The 14,324-nt window shown below is 72.8% G+C and carries 13 protein-coding genes; 6 read left to right on the top strand and 7 right to left on the bottom strand.

Annotated elements, in window-relative coordinates; translation table 11 throughout:
- The first annotated feature begins 51 nt into the window (after positions 1-51).
- Positions 52-2,100: a glycoside hydrolase family 3 protein gene (locus Q7L65_RS12320; RefSeq protein WP_304721540.1), complete on the top strand. Its 2,049-nt coding sequence runs from the start codon at positions 52-54 to the stop codon at positions 2,098-2,100.
- Between the two features lie 200 nt (positions 2,101-2,300).
- Entirely contained in the window at positions 2,301-2,642 is a 342-nt protein-coding gene (locus tag Q7L65_RS12315) for a nitrile hydratase accessory protein (RefSeq protein ID WP_304721538.1), read from the top strand.
- A 59-nt stretch (positions 2,643-2,701) separates the two neighbouring features.
- Here the strand turns inward: Q7L65_RS12315 and Q7L65_RS12310 are convergent, their stop codons facing one another.
- From Q7L65_RS12310 to Q7L65_RS12300, 3 genes are all read right to left on the bottom strand, one after another.
- Positions 2,702-4,819 (bottom strand): PKD domain-containing protein, encoded by a 2,118-nt coding sequence (locus Q7L65_RS12310; RefSeq protein ID WP_304721537.1) that lies wholly within the window; start codon positions 4,817-4,819, stop codon positions 2,702-2,704.
- Positions 4,820-4,999: 180 nt separating this feature from the next.
- Entirely contained in the window at positions 5,000-5,938 is a 939-nt protein-coding gene (locus tag Q7L65_RS12305) for a deaminase (protein WP_304721536.1), read from the bottom strand.
- Positions 5,935-6,525, bottom strand: coding sequence for an adenylyltransferase/cytidyltransferase family protein (locus Q7L65_RS12300; protein ID WP_304721535.1), 591 nt, complete (start codon positions 6,523-6,525; stop codon positions 5,935-5,937). The genes Q7L65_RS12305 and Q7L65_RS12300 overlap by 4 nt, the downstream gene beginning before the upstream one ends.
- 99 nt (positions 6,526-6,624) lie before the next feature.
- Here Q7L65_RS12300 and thyA point away from each other — a divergent pair, with 99 nt between their 5' ends.
- Genes thyA through Q7L65_RS12285 form a run of 3 tightly spaced genes read left to right on the top strand, consistent with a single transcriptional unit; the run spans position 6,625 to position 8,454 of the window.
- Positions 6,625-7,533, top strand: a complete 909-nt coding sequence (thyA, locus tag Q7L65_RS12295) for a thymidylate synthase (RefSeq protein ID WP_304721534.1) — start codon at positions 6,625-6,627, stop codon at positions 7,531-7,533.
- On the top strand, positions 7,530-8,015 hold the full coding sequence (locus tag Q7L65_RS12290; RefSeq protein ID WP_304721532.1) for a dihydrofolate reductase: 486 nt from the start codon (positions 7,530-7,532) through the stop codon (positions 8,013-8,015). The genes thyA and Q7L65_RS12290 overlap by 4 nt, the downstream gene beginning before the upstream one ends.
- Positions 7,999-8,454: an HIT family protein gene (locus Q7L65_RS12285; RefSeq protein ID WP_304721530.1), complete on the top strand. Its 456-nt coding sequence runs from the start codon at positions 7,999-8,001 to the stop codon at positions 8,452-8,454. The genes Q7L65_RS12290 and Q7L65_RS12285 overlap by 17 nt, the downstream gene beginning before the upstream one ends.
- Before the next feature lie 2 nt (positions 8,455-8,456).
- On the opposite strand, the gene Q7L65_RS12280 is transcribed toward Q7L65_RS12285, so the two are convergent.
- Genes Q7L65_RS12280 through Q7L65_RS12265 form a run of 4 tightly spaced genes read right to left on the bottom strand, consistent with a single transcriptional unit; the run spans position 8,457 to position 12,185 of the window.
- Positions 8,457-9,080: a hypothetical protein gene (locus Q7L65_RS12280; protein ID WP_304721529.1), complete on the bottom strand. Its 624-nt coding sequence runs from the start codon at positions 9,078-9,080 to the stop codon at positions 8,457-8,459.
- Positions 9,067-9,873, bottom strand: coding sequence for an HAD family hydrolase (locus tag Q7L65_RS12275; RefSeq protein WP_304721528.1), 807 nt, complete (start codon positions 9,871-9,873; stop codon positions 9,067-9,069). The genes Q7L65_RS12280 and Q7L65_RS12275 overlap by 14 nt, the downstream gene beginning before the upstream one ends.
- Complete coding sequence (locus Q7L65_RS12270) at positions 9,870-11,465, bottom strand: thymidylate synthase (RefSeq protein ID WP_304721527.1); 1,596 nt, start codon at positions 11,463-11,465, stop codon at positions 9,870-9,872. The genes Q7L65_RS12275 and Q7L65_RS12270 overlap by 4 nt, the downstream gene beginning before the upstream one ends.
- A gap of 30 nt (positions 11,466-11,495) precedes the next feature.
- Positions 11,496-12,185 carry a class I SAM-dependent methyltransferase gene (locus Q7L65_RS12265; RefSeq protein WP_304721526.1) on the bottom strand — a complete coding sequence of 230 codons (690 nt, stop codon included), beginning with the start codon at positions 12,183-12,185 and terminating at the stop codon, positions 11,496-11,498.
- Between the two features lie 180 nt (positions 12,186-12,365).
- On the opposite strand from Q7L65_RS12265, the gene Q7L65_RS12260 reads away from it, so the two are divergent.
- Positions 12,366-14,324 carry a S53 family serine peptidase gene (locus tag Q7L65_RS12260; protein ID WP_304721525.1) on the top strand — a complete coding sequence of 653 codons (1,959 nt, stop codon included), beginning with the start codon at positions 12,366-12,368 and terminating at the stop codon, positions 14,322-14,324.

The raw sequence follows: 14,324 nt of genomic DNA, 5'->3' as shown, positions 1-14,324 counted from the left end.
GCGGGCGCCCGGGCCCCGATCAAGGGTCAACCGTCTTGAGGGGAGCAGAGCATGTCCGTCAACGGAACGAGCCGGCGGCGGCTCGCGACAGCCGCCGCAGCCACGCTCGCCACCGGCCTCGTCGCGACCGCATTCGCCACAGGCGCCGGAGGTGCGCCCGCGGGCCACCGCGACGCGCCCGATCGCCACGACGGCCCCGGCCGCCAACACGCACCCCGCCACCACCCCAAACCGCCGGGCGGCGGCCCGTCCGCCGGGCTCCCGTACGAGAACGCGCGGCTGCCGGTGCGCGTGCGCGTCGAGGATCTGCTGTCGCGCATGACGCTGCCGGAGAAGGTCGGTCAGATGACGCAGACCGAGCGGCTGCAGGTCGATCCCGACGCGACGCCGATCACCACCTGGTACCTCGGCAGCATCCTCTCCGGCGGCGGGTCCGTGCCGGAGCCGAACACGCCGCAGGCATGGGCCGACATGGTCGACAGGTTCCAGCGCGCCGCGCTCGCGACGCGCTTGAGAATCCCGCTGATCTACGGGATCGACGCGGTCCACGGCGACGCGAACATGCTCGGCGCGACGGTCTTCCCGCACAACATCGGGCTCGGCGCCACGCGCGACCCCGGCCTCGTGCAGGAGATCGCGCACGTGACGGCCGAGGAGACGCGCGCGAGCGGGCCGCAGTGGACCTTCTCGCCGTGCATCTGCGCCGCGCGCGACGACCGCTGGGGTCGCACCTACGAGAGCTTCAGCGAGGATCCGCGGCTGGTCGAGCAGTACGAGACCGCGATCGACGGCTACCAGGGCCGCCGCGGCCAGCTCGCCGATCGCGACCGGGTGCTGGCGACCGCGAAGCACTACGCCGGCGACGGCGACACCGTCTACGGCAGCGCGAGCGGCGACTACAGAATCGACCAGGGCATCTCGATCACGAACCGGCAGGACTTCTGGAACACCTCGCTGCGCCAGTACGTGCCGGCCGTCAAGCGGCACGACGTCGGCAGCGTGATGCCGTCGTTCTCGAGCGTCGACTGGACCGAGGACGGCGTCGGCAACCCGATCAAGATGCACGGCAACCAGGAGCTGATCGACGGCCTGCTGAAGCAGCGGCTCGGCTTCGACGGCTTCGTCGTCAGCGACTGGGAGGGGATCCATCAGCTGCCCGGCGAGTGGCCCGAGCAGGTCCGCACCGGCGTCAACGCCGGCATCGACATGTTCATGGAGCCGAACGCCTACCAGAGCTTCGTCACGACGCTGATCGACGAGGTCGACGCCGGGAACGTCTCGACCGACCGGATCGACGACGCGGTCCGCCGGATCCTGACGAAGAAGTTCGAGCTCGGCCTGTTCGAGCACCCGTTCGTCGACCGCACCCAGATCGACGAGATCGGCTCGCCGGCGCACCGCGCGCTCGCCCGCCGCGCGGTCGCGGAGTCGCAGGTGCTGTTGAAGAACCGCCGCGGCACGCTGCCGCTGAGCGCCCGCCGCGACGTCTACGTCGCCGGCTCCAACGCCGACAACATCGGCAACCAGGCCGGCGGCTGGACGCTGACGTGGCAGGGCGGCTCGACGAACGTGATCCCCGGCACGACGATCCTCGGCGGGATCAGAGAGGCCGTCCACGGCGCTGACGTGACGTTCAGCGAGGATGCCTCAACGCCGGTCCCGTCGGACGCGACCGGCGTGGTCGTCGTCGGCGAGACGCCGTACGCGGAGGGCTTCGGCGACGTCGGCGGCCCGCAGTGGGCCTTCGACCCCGGCGACAGAGGCGTGCCGCGGCCCGTCAAGGACATGCAGCTGTCGGCCGCGGACAGAACCGCCGTCGACCGCGTCTGCGCCGCAGCGAAGCGCTGCGTCGTGGTCGTCGTCTCCGGTCGCCCGCTGATCCTCGACCCCGCGCAGCTGGACGAGATCGACGGCCTCGTCGCCGCCTGGCTGCCCGGCAGCGAGGGCGCGGGCGTCGCCGACACGCTGTTCGGGCGCCGGCCGTTCAGCGGCCGTCTGCCGATGACGTGGCCCAAGACGCTCGACCAGGAGCCGATCAACGTCGGCGATGCGGACTACGACCCGCTGTACCCGTTCGGCTGGGGGCTGCGGACGCGGTAGCCGCTGCGATTCGGCCGCGGCCTTGTGGGCGCGTCGGCGCTGGTTCAGATCGACCTGAGGCGGATCAGCGGTCGGCTCGGCGGGGAGCGGGTCGACGTCCCCGATCCGGTGCCGCCGGTGTTCGCGGAGTAGACGGCCCGCCGTCGATTTGACTTCTGATCAAATCGACGGCATCGTTGCCGCGGGGCCGTGTCCGCGGCATGAGCGTCTCCAGCGCGATCCGCGACGAGCCGTCGCTGCCGCGGCGCAACGGCGAGCTGGTCTTCGACGCGCCGTGGGAGTCGCGCGCGTTCAGCGTCGCGGTCGCGCTGACGGAGACGGGCGTCTGCGACTGGAACGAGTTCCGCGACCGCCTCGTCGCGCAGATCGGCGCGTGGGACGGCGAGCGCGACGAGTGGGACTCCTACGCTCGCTGGCTCGCCGCGCTTGAGCAGCTGCTGCTGGAGCAGCGGCTGGTGACGCCGCAGGAGCTGGCCGCCGAGCGCGCTCGCCTCGCGCATCTGGCCGCGCACGAGCGCGACGCGCACGACCACGAGCACTGACGCGGGGCTGCGGCCGTGGCCGCAGCCCGCGCGAGCGTCGGCGTCCGCGAGGCGTCGGCTCAGCCGTGCCGCTTGTCCTTGTGCGGCGCGGCTCTTCTGCTTCTGCCTCTGCCTCTGCCGCCCGCTCTGCTTCCGGTTCTCGCTCTGGTGACGGCGCGCTTCGCGCTCGCCTTCTGCGCCCCCGCGTCGCCGGCGTAGGAGACCGTCACGGTCGCTCTGCCGCCGCGCGCTCTCGCCAGCGAGCCGCTCAGTCGCAGCGTCGCGCTCCAGCGGCCTCTGGCGATTCTCGCGGTCGTCTTGGTCGTGACCGTTCTGCGACCGATTCTCTGCGCGTAGGCGATCGTGACCTTGCCGCTCGCGCGGTTGGAGATCGTTCCGCTGACCGTCACGCGGGCGCCGTTGCGGCTCGCCTGCGAGATCTTCAGGTCGGCGGACGCGGGTCTGTTGGGCGCCGGCACCGGCGGCAGCGGGTTGGGCGGCCCGGCCGGCGTCGCGATCTGCACCTGCCGCGTGACGACCGTCTCGTTGCCGGCGCGGTCGGTCGCCGTCAGCCTGACGGTGTAGGTCCCGGGGGCGTGGTACGTGTGGCGGGGCGCCGCTCTCGACGAGCCGGCGTCGCTGTCGTCACCGAACTCCCACCAGAGGCTGACGCCGGTGCGGTCGGTCGCGCTCGCGCTGAACGCGAGCGGGGCGTCGACGACTCCGGAGGCCGGGATCGTGGCGTTGACGACCGGTGCCGCGGCGTCGAGCGCGACGACCGACGTCTGGCCACCGAGCAGGCCCAGGCCGAACGTACCGATGAGCGCGCCGCCGCTGCTGTCGACGGTCGACGCGTACAGCGACGTAGCGCCCGGGCCGCCGGACAACGCGAGCAGCGCAGAGCGGACCGCCGTCGTGAGCGGTCCCAGGGTGCCGTCGGGCGTGATGCGACGCGCGACGATCGCGCCCAACGGCGCCAGCCCTCTCGACTCCAGCCAGCTCACCAGCAGGGTGCCGTCAGCCGTGGACGCGATGCTCGGGAACAGCGGCAGGACCCCGGCGGGCGGCGCCGAGATCGTCTGCGACGAGCCGGAGGCGGCGCCTGGGGCGATGCGCGTCAGCGAGATCTCCAACTGCAGGTCGGCCGGATCGGGCGTCGGTCCGCTGAGGTCGCCGATGTCGCCGAGCGAGCGGGCGAGCGTGATCGTCCCATCGGGCCCGATCGCGAGCGCCGCCGCGGTGTCGAACGGCACGGGCTGCGGCAGCGGGTCGAGCGCCTGCCCGACGAGGTCGCCGGACAGCGGCAGGCGCACGGCCTCCGTCGTCACCGCGCTCGGATCGCTTCCCGACGTCCATTCGAGCACGCCCCCGGCGGCGCTTGCGGCGAGCCCGACGGTGGGCGCGGAGCTGAACAACGGGATGGCGCCCGCGTCCGAGACCGGTTGCGCAACGGCTCCGGCGTCGACCTGGCCGTCGGCGCCGAGGCGCGCGGCCCACGCCGTGTTCGCGTCCGCCCATCCGACCCATGCGACGCCGGAGGGCGCGACCGCCACTCTCGGCACGATGCTGGATGCGGTCGCTGAGAGCACCTGCGTCGTGCCGACGGAGCCGGTCGCGCTGACGCGGGCGGCCTGGACGGCATCGCCTCTGGCGGCGTTGTACGCGTGCCAGGCGACGGTCGCGTCGCCGTCGGCGTCGACGTCGAGCCCGACCGTCGGGTCGAAGGTCTGTCTGCTGTCGACGGAAGCGACGGTCGCGCTCGCGGTCGTCGTGCCGTCGGGCGCGAAGAGGGCGACCTTCAGCTCGTTGCGGTCACCCGACTCCGTCTCCCCGACCCACGCCACCGCTGTCGCCCCGGAGGGGCCGGTGGCGACCGCGGGCGGGATCGCTTCGCTGGCAGCGCCGAATGCCTGGACCGGACCGGTGTCGCCGCTCGGCGACGCGTGCTGGACGCTCAGCTGCGCCCCTCCGGGACCGGTGATGTCGAGCCCCACCCATGCGGCGGTCGAGGAGCCGTCGGGCGCCTGCGCGAGGGTGCCCCCCGCCGTCAAGGGGCTCGTCGCGAACGACGGACCGTCGATCCAGCTCTCTGCCTGCGCTCCGGCTGGCGCGGCCAGCAGCACGGCTGCGGCCGCGCTGGCGAGCGCGGCGGCGACGCGCCTACGGGTTCGGTACGGACGGGTGCGGCTCGCTGGCATCGGCGGATCCTTCGGTGCAGGTGGACGGACGCGGGCACGGGCTCGCGCGCGCGTGGCGCGCGGGCATTCGGTCACATCGGCCGGATCTGCACGGGACTTGAGCGGAGGCGCGCCAGTCTCAGCGCAGCTGCCCGCGTCCGCCCGTCACCGCGCGGACAGCCGTGCCGATGCCGGCGATGCTCAGCTTCGCGGCGTGTCGGCCGGCATCGCTTCGGCGACCCGCACGACTTCGACGCCCGCTCGCGCCAGCACGTGCTCGCCGTCGAGCACGGCGTAGCCGTCGCGGTAGTAGAGCCGCGCGACGCCCGCGCCGGCGATCAGCTTCGCGCACGGCGGGCAGGGGAAGTCGGTCACGTACATGACCGCGCCGTCCGTCGCGATCCCGCGCCGTGCGGCGTCGGCGATCAGGCGCGCCTCGGCGTGCTCGGCGGTCGACAGCTCGAGGTGGACGCCCTTGTAGAAGTTGCTGCGCGGGTCGCCGACGGCGTAGGGGCTGAGCGGGTGCGGGTGGTGCTCGTTGTGCGTGGCGACCAGCTCGCCGCCGGCGAAGCGGATCGCGGCGCCGACCTGGCGCCACCAGTCGACGCTGTGCGCGGCGGCCTGCGTGGCGGCCGCGGCCAGCGCGCGGGCCTCTGCGCCGCCTGCGCTCGTGCTCGCGCCGCTCGCGCTCGCGCCGACCAGGTCCGTCGCGGCCTCCCGCTCGTCCACGACGCGCGCCGGCCGCGGCCGCAGCAGCTGCACCGTCTTCGTCTTGTCCCAGCGCAGGAAGACCGTGTCGTAGCGCACCGGCAGGCGCTCGAAGAAGCGCTCGACGAGCCGGTGGCTGACGTCCTCGTCCGGCAGCACCAGCGACGGCGCGGGCGTCTGCGCGGCCAGCGCGCGGGCGCCCGCCTCGTCGAGCACGTCGACCGCAGCGCAGATCCCCCACGCGGCGATCGCATCGCGCGCGTGCTCGGCGTCGAGCGCGCGCACGTCCTTCGCCAGCGGTCGCTGGTCGCGGTGCAGCTCCGGCCCGATCAGCAGCAGCCGGTGGCCGCGCGCGTGCGCCTCGAAGAAGCGTCGGTAGCCGTCGTGCAGGACCGGGACGTACGCGACGACGACCGCGTCGCCGCCGCTCATGCCCGGCGCAGGATGCTGTCGATCAAGCCCGGCAGGACCTCGGCGAGCTTCGGCCCGAGCCGCTCCCCCAGGTGCATGTACATCTGCCGGATCCGCTCAGAGGTCGTGACCGACGACTGGCGCTCCAGCACCTCGACGCGACCGCAGAACTCCAGCAGCCCTCTCTGCTCCTCGGGGCTGTAGGAGTGGTCCGCGGTCAGCACCAGCACGTCCGGCTCGACCGCCTTGATCAGCGCCCAGCGCGCCTCGTCGTCGTCCTTCAGGTAGATCAGGTCGACCGGGCGCTGGTGGGCGAGCATCTCCAACCGCTCGTCCTGCGGCACCATCGGCCGGTCCTCGCCCTTGCGGCGGCGGATCTTCGCGTCGCTGTCGACGCCGACCGCGAGCACGTCGCCCTGCTCCTTCGCCTTCGCCAGGTACTTCACGTGGCCGAGGTGGATCAGGTCGAACGAGCCGGACGTCAGCACGATTCTGAAGCCGAGCCCCTTGAGGTGCTCGACGGTGCGCGTCATCTCCGCCAGCGAGCCGATCAGCCGCTGTTCGTAGTTGACGTTTGGACTGAGGATGCCGTTGCTGCTGGATACCATCGAGCGCAATCTCCGGGCGGGCGAGCAAGGAAGATAGCGGCTGCCGCGGCATCCGCCGCCGTTGCCAGACTCCCCGGCCCCACCCGATCCACGCCAGGAATGCCGAACTACCTTCCCTTCGCCGAGCGCCGCCCCGGCACGCAGTACCAGGACATGCTGCGCACGATCCGCGAGACGGGCGTGCGTGTCGAGACGAAGCAGGGCGAGGACGCCTACGCGGTCGCCGGCTACGCGCTGCGCTTTCCGATGGCGCACGGCGCGGCGGTGATCACCGAGCGCTCGATCGGAGGGTTCGTCAACAAGGCGATCGGCGAGCTGTGCGCGTTCATCAACGGTGCCCGCACGCTGGAGCAGCTGGCGGAGTTCGGCTGCGACTGGTGGGACGCGTGGGCGACGCCGGAGAAGTCCGGCTCGCGCGGTCTCGAAGCCGGCGACCTCGGCCCCGGCTCCTACGGCCACGCCTTCCGCAACTTCACGACCGACCTCGACGGCGACGACCCCGGCTTCGACCAGCTGCCGCACCTGATCCAGAAGCTGAGGGACCTGCCGAACGACCGCACCGCACTGATGAGCCCGTGGATCCCGCAGGCCAACCACCGCGAGGCGGGCGTCAAGTCGCGCAACACGATCGCGCCGTGCCACGGCTGGATCCACGCGCTCGTGTTCGGCGACAAGCTGCACCTGATCCACAACCAGCGCTCCGGCGACACGCCGATCGGGGTGCCGTCGAACCTCGCGCAGTACAACGCGCTCGGGCTGATGATCGAGCAGCTGACCGGCTACGAGCTGGTCGAGTACGTGCACTGGATCCAGTACGCGCACATCTACGCCAACCAGCTCGACGCGGTCGACGAGATGATCGCGCGCGCCCCGCGCCCGCTGCCGACGCTGCAGCTGACCGCGGCCGGCAGACGGATCGACGACATCCACGACTTCCGCGCCGAGCACTTCGAGCTGAGCGACTACGACCCGCACCCCGCGATCGCCGGGATCCCGGTGCTGACGTGATCGCGCTCGTCGTCGCGTACGGCGAGAACGGCGTGATCGGCCGCGACGGCGAGCTGCCGTGGCGGCTGCCGAGCGACCTCGCGCGCTTCAGAGCGCTGACGCACGGCGGCACGGTCGTGATGGGACGCAAGACGTGGGAGTCGCTGCCACCGCGATTCCGCCCGCTGCCGGGGCGGCGCAACATCGTGCTGAGCCGCGCTGCGGCGTATGCGCCGGAGGGCGCCGAGGTGTTCGCCTCGCTCGACGAGGCGCTCGCAGCGTGCGAGCGCGACTGCTTCGTGATCGGCGGGGCGGAGATCTACGCGCAGGCGCTGCCGCTGGCCGAGCGCGTGCTCGCGACCTGCGTCGACGCCGCCCCGCGCGGCGACGCCTTCTTCGCGCCGCTGGAGGACGACGGCGCGTGGGAATGCGTCGAGCGCAGCGCGCCGCAGGACGAGAACGGCCACGTCTTCACGTTCCGCACGTATGAGCGTTCGACCTGACCCGCTCTACCATCTGCCCGCTGCACGCGGCGGCGCGCAGCGGGAGCGGATGGCGCAGCTCGAAGCGGCCGGCATCTGCATCTTCTGCGCCGAGCACCGCCACGAGCATCCGCAGCCGGTCGAGCACGTCGGCGAGCACTGGTGGGTGACGCAGAACGCGTTCCCGTACGCCGGCACGCTCGCGCACTACCTGATCGTCGCGGTCCCGCACGTCGCGTCGTTCGACGAGCTGCCGGACGCGGCGGGCGCGGAGCTGTGGGCGCTGAAGCGGATGCTGAAGGCGAGACTCGCCCCGCTGGCGACCGCGACGGTCGAGCGCAGCGGCGACATGCGCCTCAACGGCGGCAGCGTCGCGCACCTGCACACGCACTTCGTCGTGCTCGATCCGGAGCCGGCCGCGACGGTGCGCTTCCGCGTCAGCCCGCGCGTCCCGCAATAGCCCTACGCGCGCAGGTGATCCGGGTTGGTCTTCCTGCGCTCCTGCTGGACGCCTGGGAAGACCTCGTTGAACTGGCGAAAGAGCGCCTTGTAGTTGTCGGGGACGCGGTAGGACTTCTTCTCGAAGCCGTCCGGCAGCTGCGCGAACGCCTGCACGCCGGCCCAGCCGTCAGGCAGCGCGCGCGCGTAATAGGGGTACTCGGCCGGGACGCCGCGCACGACGACCGCCGCGATCGGCAGTCCCAGCTCGCGGGCGGCGTAGACACGGTGCATGCCGTCGTTGACGAGCAGCACGGTGCGGCCGTCGTCCTCGAGCGACTGCTCGACGATCGGCGGGATCACCGGGACGCGCTCCTCGGGTGCGTCGGCGAAGACGACCCAGGCGCCGCCGTCGAGCGACAGCGGGTCGAGACCGTGCGGCAGCAGCGCCGCGCGCAGCTCGAGGATCTGCGCCACGCCGCTCGTGAGCACATAGCGCTGCGCCGGCACGAGCTGCTCCGGATCGGCGTCGGGGACGAGCTCCAACGTCGCATCGGCGTACGGCTGCGCGCCGTCGAAGCCGCGCAGGCGGGTGCGGCGCAGCGCGGCGAGCAGCTCGTCGCGGCCGAAGGGCTCAACTGACAGCACGTGCAACGGGGACTCCTTGGTGGTCTGGGGCTGGCGGGCGGGGCGCCGCGTCCGCTTCGTCGCGGCGTGCGGCGACGGCGAGGTCCGCGATCGCGCCGATCGTGCGCGACGGCGGCGGTGCCTCGCCGTTGAGGATCCGGATCAGGTTCGAAGCCTCGCGCTGCGGCCGGTGCAGGACCCACGTCGTCTGCAGCCCGAGCGCGATCGCCGGCGCGATGTCCTCGCCGTACGAGTCGCCGATCATGACAGCGTCCGCAGGCCCGACGCCGGCGCGCGCCAACGCCCTTTCGAACAGCTGCGTCGCCGGCTTCGCGCTGCCCTCGCGGAACGAGAACAACTGCAGATCGTGCGGGATGTGCGCATCGAAGAACGCGCCGTAGTGGACCCGCACCGAGCGCAGGTACGGCTCCCAGATGTTCGAGATCAGCGCGAGCGCGATCCCGTCGTCGCGCAGTCGTTGCAGCGCGTCGAGTGCTCCCGGCAGCGGCTCGGCCTCGGCGCGCTGGGCGTTCCAGATGGTGGCGACGGAGTCGCCGACCTCCGGAGCGGAGCAACCCAGCCCGCGCGCGAACGTCGCGACCTCCTCCGGTGCCGCGAACGGCGACGTCATCAGGGCGCTTGCGAGCGCCGTCTTCTGCGCGCGGTCGAGGCCGAGCGCCTCGGCGATCCGTGCGGCAGGGCCGCGCGCCGGACCGGTCACGAGCGTCGCGCCGATGTCGAGGATCGCGAGGCGCGCGACCGGCCGGGCGCCGTCGCCGTCACGCTGTCCGCCGGCGGCATCTGCGGCGCTCATGCCGACGAACCTCTCAGCCGCTGCTCCGCGCGCGCCAGCTCGTGGCCGAGCCAGAGCGCGTGGGAGACGAGCGTGACGGCCATGTCGGCGGCGACCTGGTGCTCGATCTCGACCGCGCGCGCGGCCTCGTAGCGCTTCAGCAGCACGCCGCCGAAGCGATGCTCGGCAACGATCAGCCTGCGCTCGGGATCGGGCGAGACGACGAAGTAGCCGTTGGGGTCCTCGCGCAGCGACGTCTTGCCGGTCGCGTGGTCGACGTCGTCGTCGCGCGTCCAGCGCTGCGCGAGCGTGCGCGCCAGCTCGTAGCGCTGGTTGCGCGGATCGATCCCGAGCGAGTGGCTGATGACGGTGATCGCGCCCGGCTCGATCCCCGTGCCGTTCGCGACGTGACGCTGGATCGCGATCAGCCCGTAGACGTTCTCCAGCCACGCGGTCAGCAGGTTGTGCGCGCGGTAGGTGGCCGTCAGCGTGAGGCGGTCGGCGGCGGTGCGGAAGAAGAGCGTCGTCAGGCAGGGCTTCGAGCGTCTGGCCTCGTCGGCGGCCGGCGGCAGATCCTCCGCCGTGTCCCACAGCGAGACGTACGCGCCGCGCGTGCGCGGGTCGGCGCGCAGCTTGTCGATCGCGGCCTGGAGGGTGTCGGTGGACGCTGGCGCGCCGCCGGCGGCGCTCCCGCGCACGGCGGCGCCGGTCGTCCCGCCCAGTTCGAAGTGCCCGCGCAGCCGGTTGCCGTACGTGTACGAGATGCCCTCCGGCAGCTCGGGCTGCAGGATGCGGCGCTGGTAGGCGTGGAAGCGGTCGAGCTCGAAGCCGCGCTCGGCAAGGGCGGCGCGCGGGTCCTCGGCCGGGTCGGTGATCACCGCTTTCGCGTTCAGCAGTTCCAGCCGCGGCCCGTCGCGCAGTTCGACGCGCCGCCCGAAGCGCACCGCCCGCACGACCAGTTCGTCCCAGCAGTCCAGCGGCCGCGGCCGCACGACCTGGTGCGCGCCGACCTCGGACGGGAGCGTCATGTCGGCGTCGGCGACGTCGGTCGGGATCGGCACGCGGATGCGCTCGGCGCCGTCGAGCGGTCCGCCGCTCGCGCGCGGCAGCTCCCGCATCAGCTTCGTCAGCTGCTCGCCGAGCAGCGGATCGGACAGCTTGCCGAGTGGATGGAAGCTCAGCCCGGCGCGCAGCCGCGCGTCGTCGAACTCGGCCGCCGCCGGAAAGACCCGGTGCATGCCGCGGATCCGCTTGACGGGGCGGCCGAGCAGCTCGGCGTCCTCCAGCCCGTCGGCGAGGAACGCCGCGATCTCGCGCGTCGTGTCGAGCCCGAGGTCCTGCCCGATCGCGATCAGATGCCGCACCTGCGGGTTGTAGAGCAGGTTGCAGAACATCGCGTACATGCCGTCGCCATAGAGGTTGGCGATCACCGCGACGCGGCTGCGCGCGGGGTCCAGCAGCTCAGGGGCGTCGGCCGCGAGCTTGCGCTCGACGGTCCGCCACGGCGACCAGAGCGTGACGATCCCCACGTCCCCCGTGGGATTCACCAGCTGCAGTCGATCGCCGTGGTAGAGCGCCTCGAAGGACGCGGTGGAGGGCGCCGACGTCGCCATCCAGCGATTGTGTCACGCGGCCTGGCTGCCTCAGGCGGCGCGCCAGAGCGTCGCGAGGGTGCGGCGCAGGTAGGTGCGACCGTGCATCGTGCCCGGCTTCTGCTTGCGCCATGCCATCTCGAGCGCGAAGCGGTCGGACAGCTCCGCTTCCAGTTCGGCGAGCGTGAAGAGGACGCTGCCGGCGCCGACCTCGGGGTCGACGATCGCGTGCGGGCCCGCGCCCGGCTCGGGCGACGGCGGGCAGGCGCCGTAGTAGCCGTCGTCGGGCTCCGCGAGCGAGATCAGGATCCGACCACCCGGTGCCAGCACGCGCGCCAGCTCCGCGCGATAGCGCTCGCGCGCGGCCGGCTGGAGCTGGTGCTTGTAGACGAACGTGTCGAGCACGAGGTCGATCTCGCCGTCGCCGGCCGGCAGCCCGTCCTGGAGGTCGTGCACGAGCAGCTCGACCGCGTCGGTGCCGACTCCCCCCGCCCGCACCCGCTCGCGGCCCCGCTCGATCGCGACGGGAGAGGCGTCGAAGCCGAGCATGCGGGTGCCGTGGCGGGCGAGGAAGGCGCTGTTGCGAGCGGTGCCGCAGCCGACGTCGAGGCCGCGCGCGGGGACGCCGGAGCCGCCGAGCCGCGCCCAGTTCTCCAGCGCCCACACGACCGCCGCCGACGGCGCGTCGCGGAAGCTCGACGGGACGCCCGCCCGCTCGTACTCGCCGTCCCAGTCGCTCACGGGCGCGAGGCTATACGGCGCTGCGGCGGCCCGCCGCGACGTTTGCCCGGTGCAGTGGCGGTCTCGACGTCCTGCGCTTCGCGTGAGCGTGTCCGACATAGAACCGGCGTGTCGGACCTTGTAACCGGTGCGCTGACACCTGCCTCAAGTCGCTGTCACGCGCCGTCGATTCATCGCGGCATGGAAGCCTCAACGTCTCACGCCCGCCTGTCGCGCCGTCGCGCCGCCGCGCCGCGCGCGCGACGCGCATGCGCCGTCGCCGTCGCCGCGCTCGCGCTCGGCGCCGTCGCCGTCCCCTCCGCGCAGGCCGCCTCCGGCTCGTCCGTCGCGATCCTCAGACTGCGTGACAGCGACGGCCTGCAGGCGTTCGCCCGCAGCGTCTCCGACCCCGCCTCGCCGCAGTACCGCCAGTACCTCACGGTCGAGCAGTTGCGCAGACGCTTCGGCGCGGCGCCGAGAGCGAAGGCCGCCACGACGAGTTGGCTGCGCGCGCACGGCCTGCGCGCGACGATCTCGCAGAGCGGCACGTTCGTGCTTGCGCACGGCTCCGCCGGCGCGATCCGCGACGCCTTCGACGCGGGCGCGAGCGCCAGCGCCGCGAGCGCCGGCGAGGTTGCCAGCGCCCTGCCGGTCCCGGCCGCGCTGCGCGGCACGGTGACAGCGGCGGCGCTGCTCGGTGACGCGCCCGTCGCGCGGCCCGCGGCGGCCAGAAGAGCACTCGCCAAGCGCGTGCAGAGAGCGACCGCGAGAAACATCCCGGACTTCGCCCCCAACGACCCGTACAACGGGCTCTCGCCCGAGGTCGGCTCCGCGGCCGATCCGAGCGGCACGCCGGCCGGCTGCGAGGCCGGCGCGAGACAGGGCTTCACGCCCAGCCAGCTCCACAGAGCGTACGGTTTCGACGCGCTGCACAGAAGAGGGCTGCGCGGCGAGGGCATGCGCGTCGCGGTGATCGAGACCGACGGCTTCCGCCACAGCGACATCAGAACGTTCGCGGACTGCTTCGGCGCGAAGATGCCGCAGATCCACCGTACGACCGTCGGCAGCAGAAAGAACTCCGACGACGGCGACGAGACGACGCTCGACCTCGAGGTGCTCGTCGGCGCCGCGCCGCGGCTGTCGCGCATCGACGTCTACACCGCCAACGGCGTCGCCGCCGACAACAACTTCGCCGCCAGCCTCGTGCAGGCGACGTCGCTTGCGCTCGGCACCAGAGGCCAGCATCCCGACGCGATCTCGATGTCGCTCGGGCTCTGCGAGGCGTCGATGGGCCTGCTGGAGATCGGCGGCTCGGTGACCGCGGTCGAGTCGCTCAACGACCTCTTCGCGCTCGCCGGCGCGTCGGGCATCAGCGTCCTCGTCGCGGCCGGCGACACCGGCTCCGGCGGCTGCGCGCGGGTCATCAACTCGGCGCTGCCGATCGTCTCGTTCCCGTCCAGCTCGCCGTGGGTGACCGCCGTCGGCGGCACCAACCTGAGACTCAACAGAGACAACAGCATCGACAGAGAGGTCGTCTGGAACGACACGCCGTTCAGCGTCCTGGTGAACCAGAAGCTGAACCTCGGTCAGACGCCCGCCGAGCTTGCCGGCGCGGGCGGCGGCGGTCGCAGCCTGCTGTTCCAGCGCCCGTGGTACCAGGTCGCGCCGGGCCTCTCCGGCACGCCGCGCGTCGTCCCCGACGTCGCCGCGCTGGCCGACTCGCAGCCCGGCTACTCGTACTACTGCACGACCGCCGCGTGCAAGGGGATCGGCGTCGAGGGCTGGGGCGTGATCGGCGGCACGAGCGCCGCGACGCCGCTGCTGACCGCGGGCGTCCTGCTGATGAGCCAGGATGCGGCGCGCAGAGGCCAGCAGCCGCTCGGCTTCCTCAACCCGCTGATCTACGCGCTCGCCAACAGCGGTCGGCGCACGTCGCTCTTCAACGACGTCACGATCGGCAGCAACGACATCTCGGCCGCGGCGCCGGCGTCGTCGTTCGGCAACGGCACGCCGCTCGGGATCTACCCGGCGGTGCGCGGCTACGACCTCGCCAGCGGCTGGGGCTCGCCGAAGCTGTCGGCCTTCAACCGCGCGGCGCTCGCCGCCGGCAAGCCCGCGAGAGCGGACAAGCCGGCCACGAGAGGCAGCAGAAGAGGCTGA

Source organism: Conexibacter sp. CPCC 206217, from assembly GCF_030646165.1.
In the GTDB taxonomy this organism is placed as follows: domain Bacteria; phylum Actinomycetota; class Thermoleophilia; order Solirubrobacterales; family Solirubrobacteraceae; genus Conexibacter.
The sequence above is the reverse complement of the archived record's forward strand: the minus strand, read 5'-3'. Positions and strand labels throughout refer to the sequence as shown.

Coding starts and splice junctions, on each gene's coding strand:
- Q7L65_RS12320 (WP_304721540.1), top strand. CDS start 52: ATGTCCGTCAACGGAACGAGCCGGCGGCGGCTCGCGACAGCCGCCGCA.
- Q7L65_RS12315 (WP_304721538.1), top strand. CDS start 2,301: ATGAGCGTCTCCAGCGCGATCCGCGACGAGCCGTCGCTGCCGCGGCGC.
- Q7L65_RS12310 (WP_304721537.1), bottom strand. CDS start 4,819: ATGCCAGCGAGCCGCACCCGTCCGTACCGAACCCGTAGGCGCGTCGCC.
- Q7L65_RS12305 (WP_304721536.1), bottom strand. CDS start 5,938: ATGAGCGGCGGCGACGCGGTCGTCGTCGCGTACGTCCCGGTCCTGCAC.
- Q7L65_RS12300 (WP_304721535.1), bottom strand. CDS start 6,525: ATGGTATCCAGCAGCAACGGCATCCTCAGTCCAAACGTCAACTACGAA.
- thyA (WP_304721534.1), top strand. CDS start 6,625: ATGCCGAACTACCTTCCCTTCGCCGAGCGCCGCCCCGGCACGCAGTAC.
- Q7L65_RS12285 (WP_304721530.1), top strand. CDS start 7,999: ATGAGCGTTCGACCTGACCCGCTCTACCATCTGCCCGCTGCACGCGGC.
- Q7L65_RS12275 (WP_304721528.1), bottom strand. CDS start 9,873: ATGAGCGCCGCAGATGCCGCCGGCGGACAGCGTGACGGCGACGGCGCC.
- Q7L65_RS12270 (WP_304721527.1), bottom strand. CDS start 11,465: ATGGCGACGTCGGCGCCCTCCACCGCGTCCTTCGAGGCGCTCTACCAC.
- Q7L65_RS12260 (WP_304721525.1), top strand. CDS start 12,366: ATGGAAGCCTCAACGTCTCACGCCCGCCTGTCGCGCCGTCGCGCCGCC.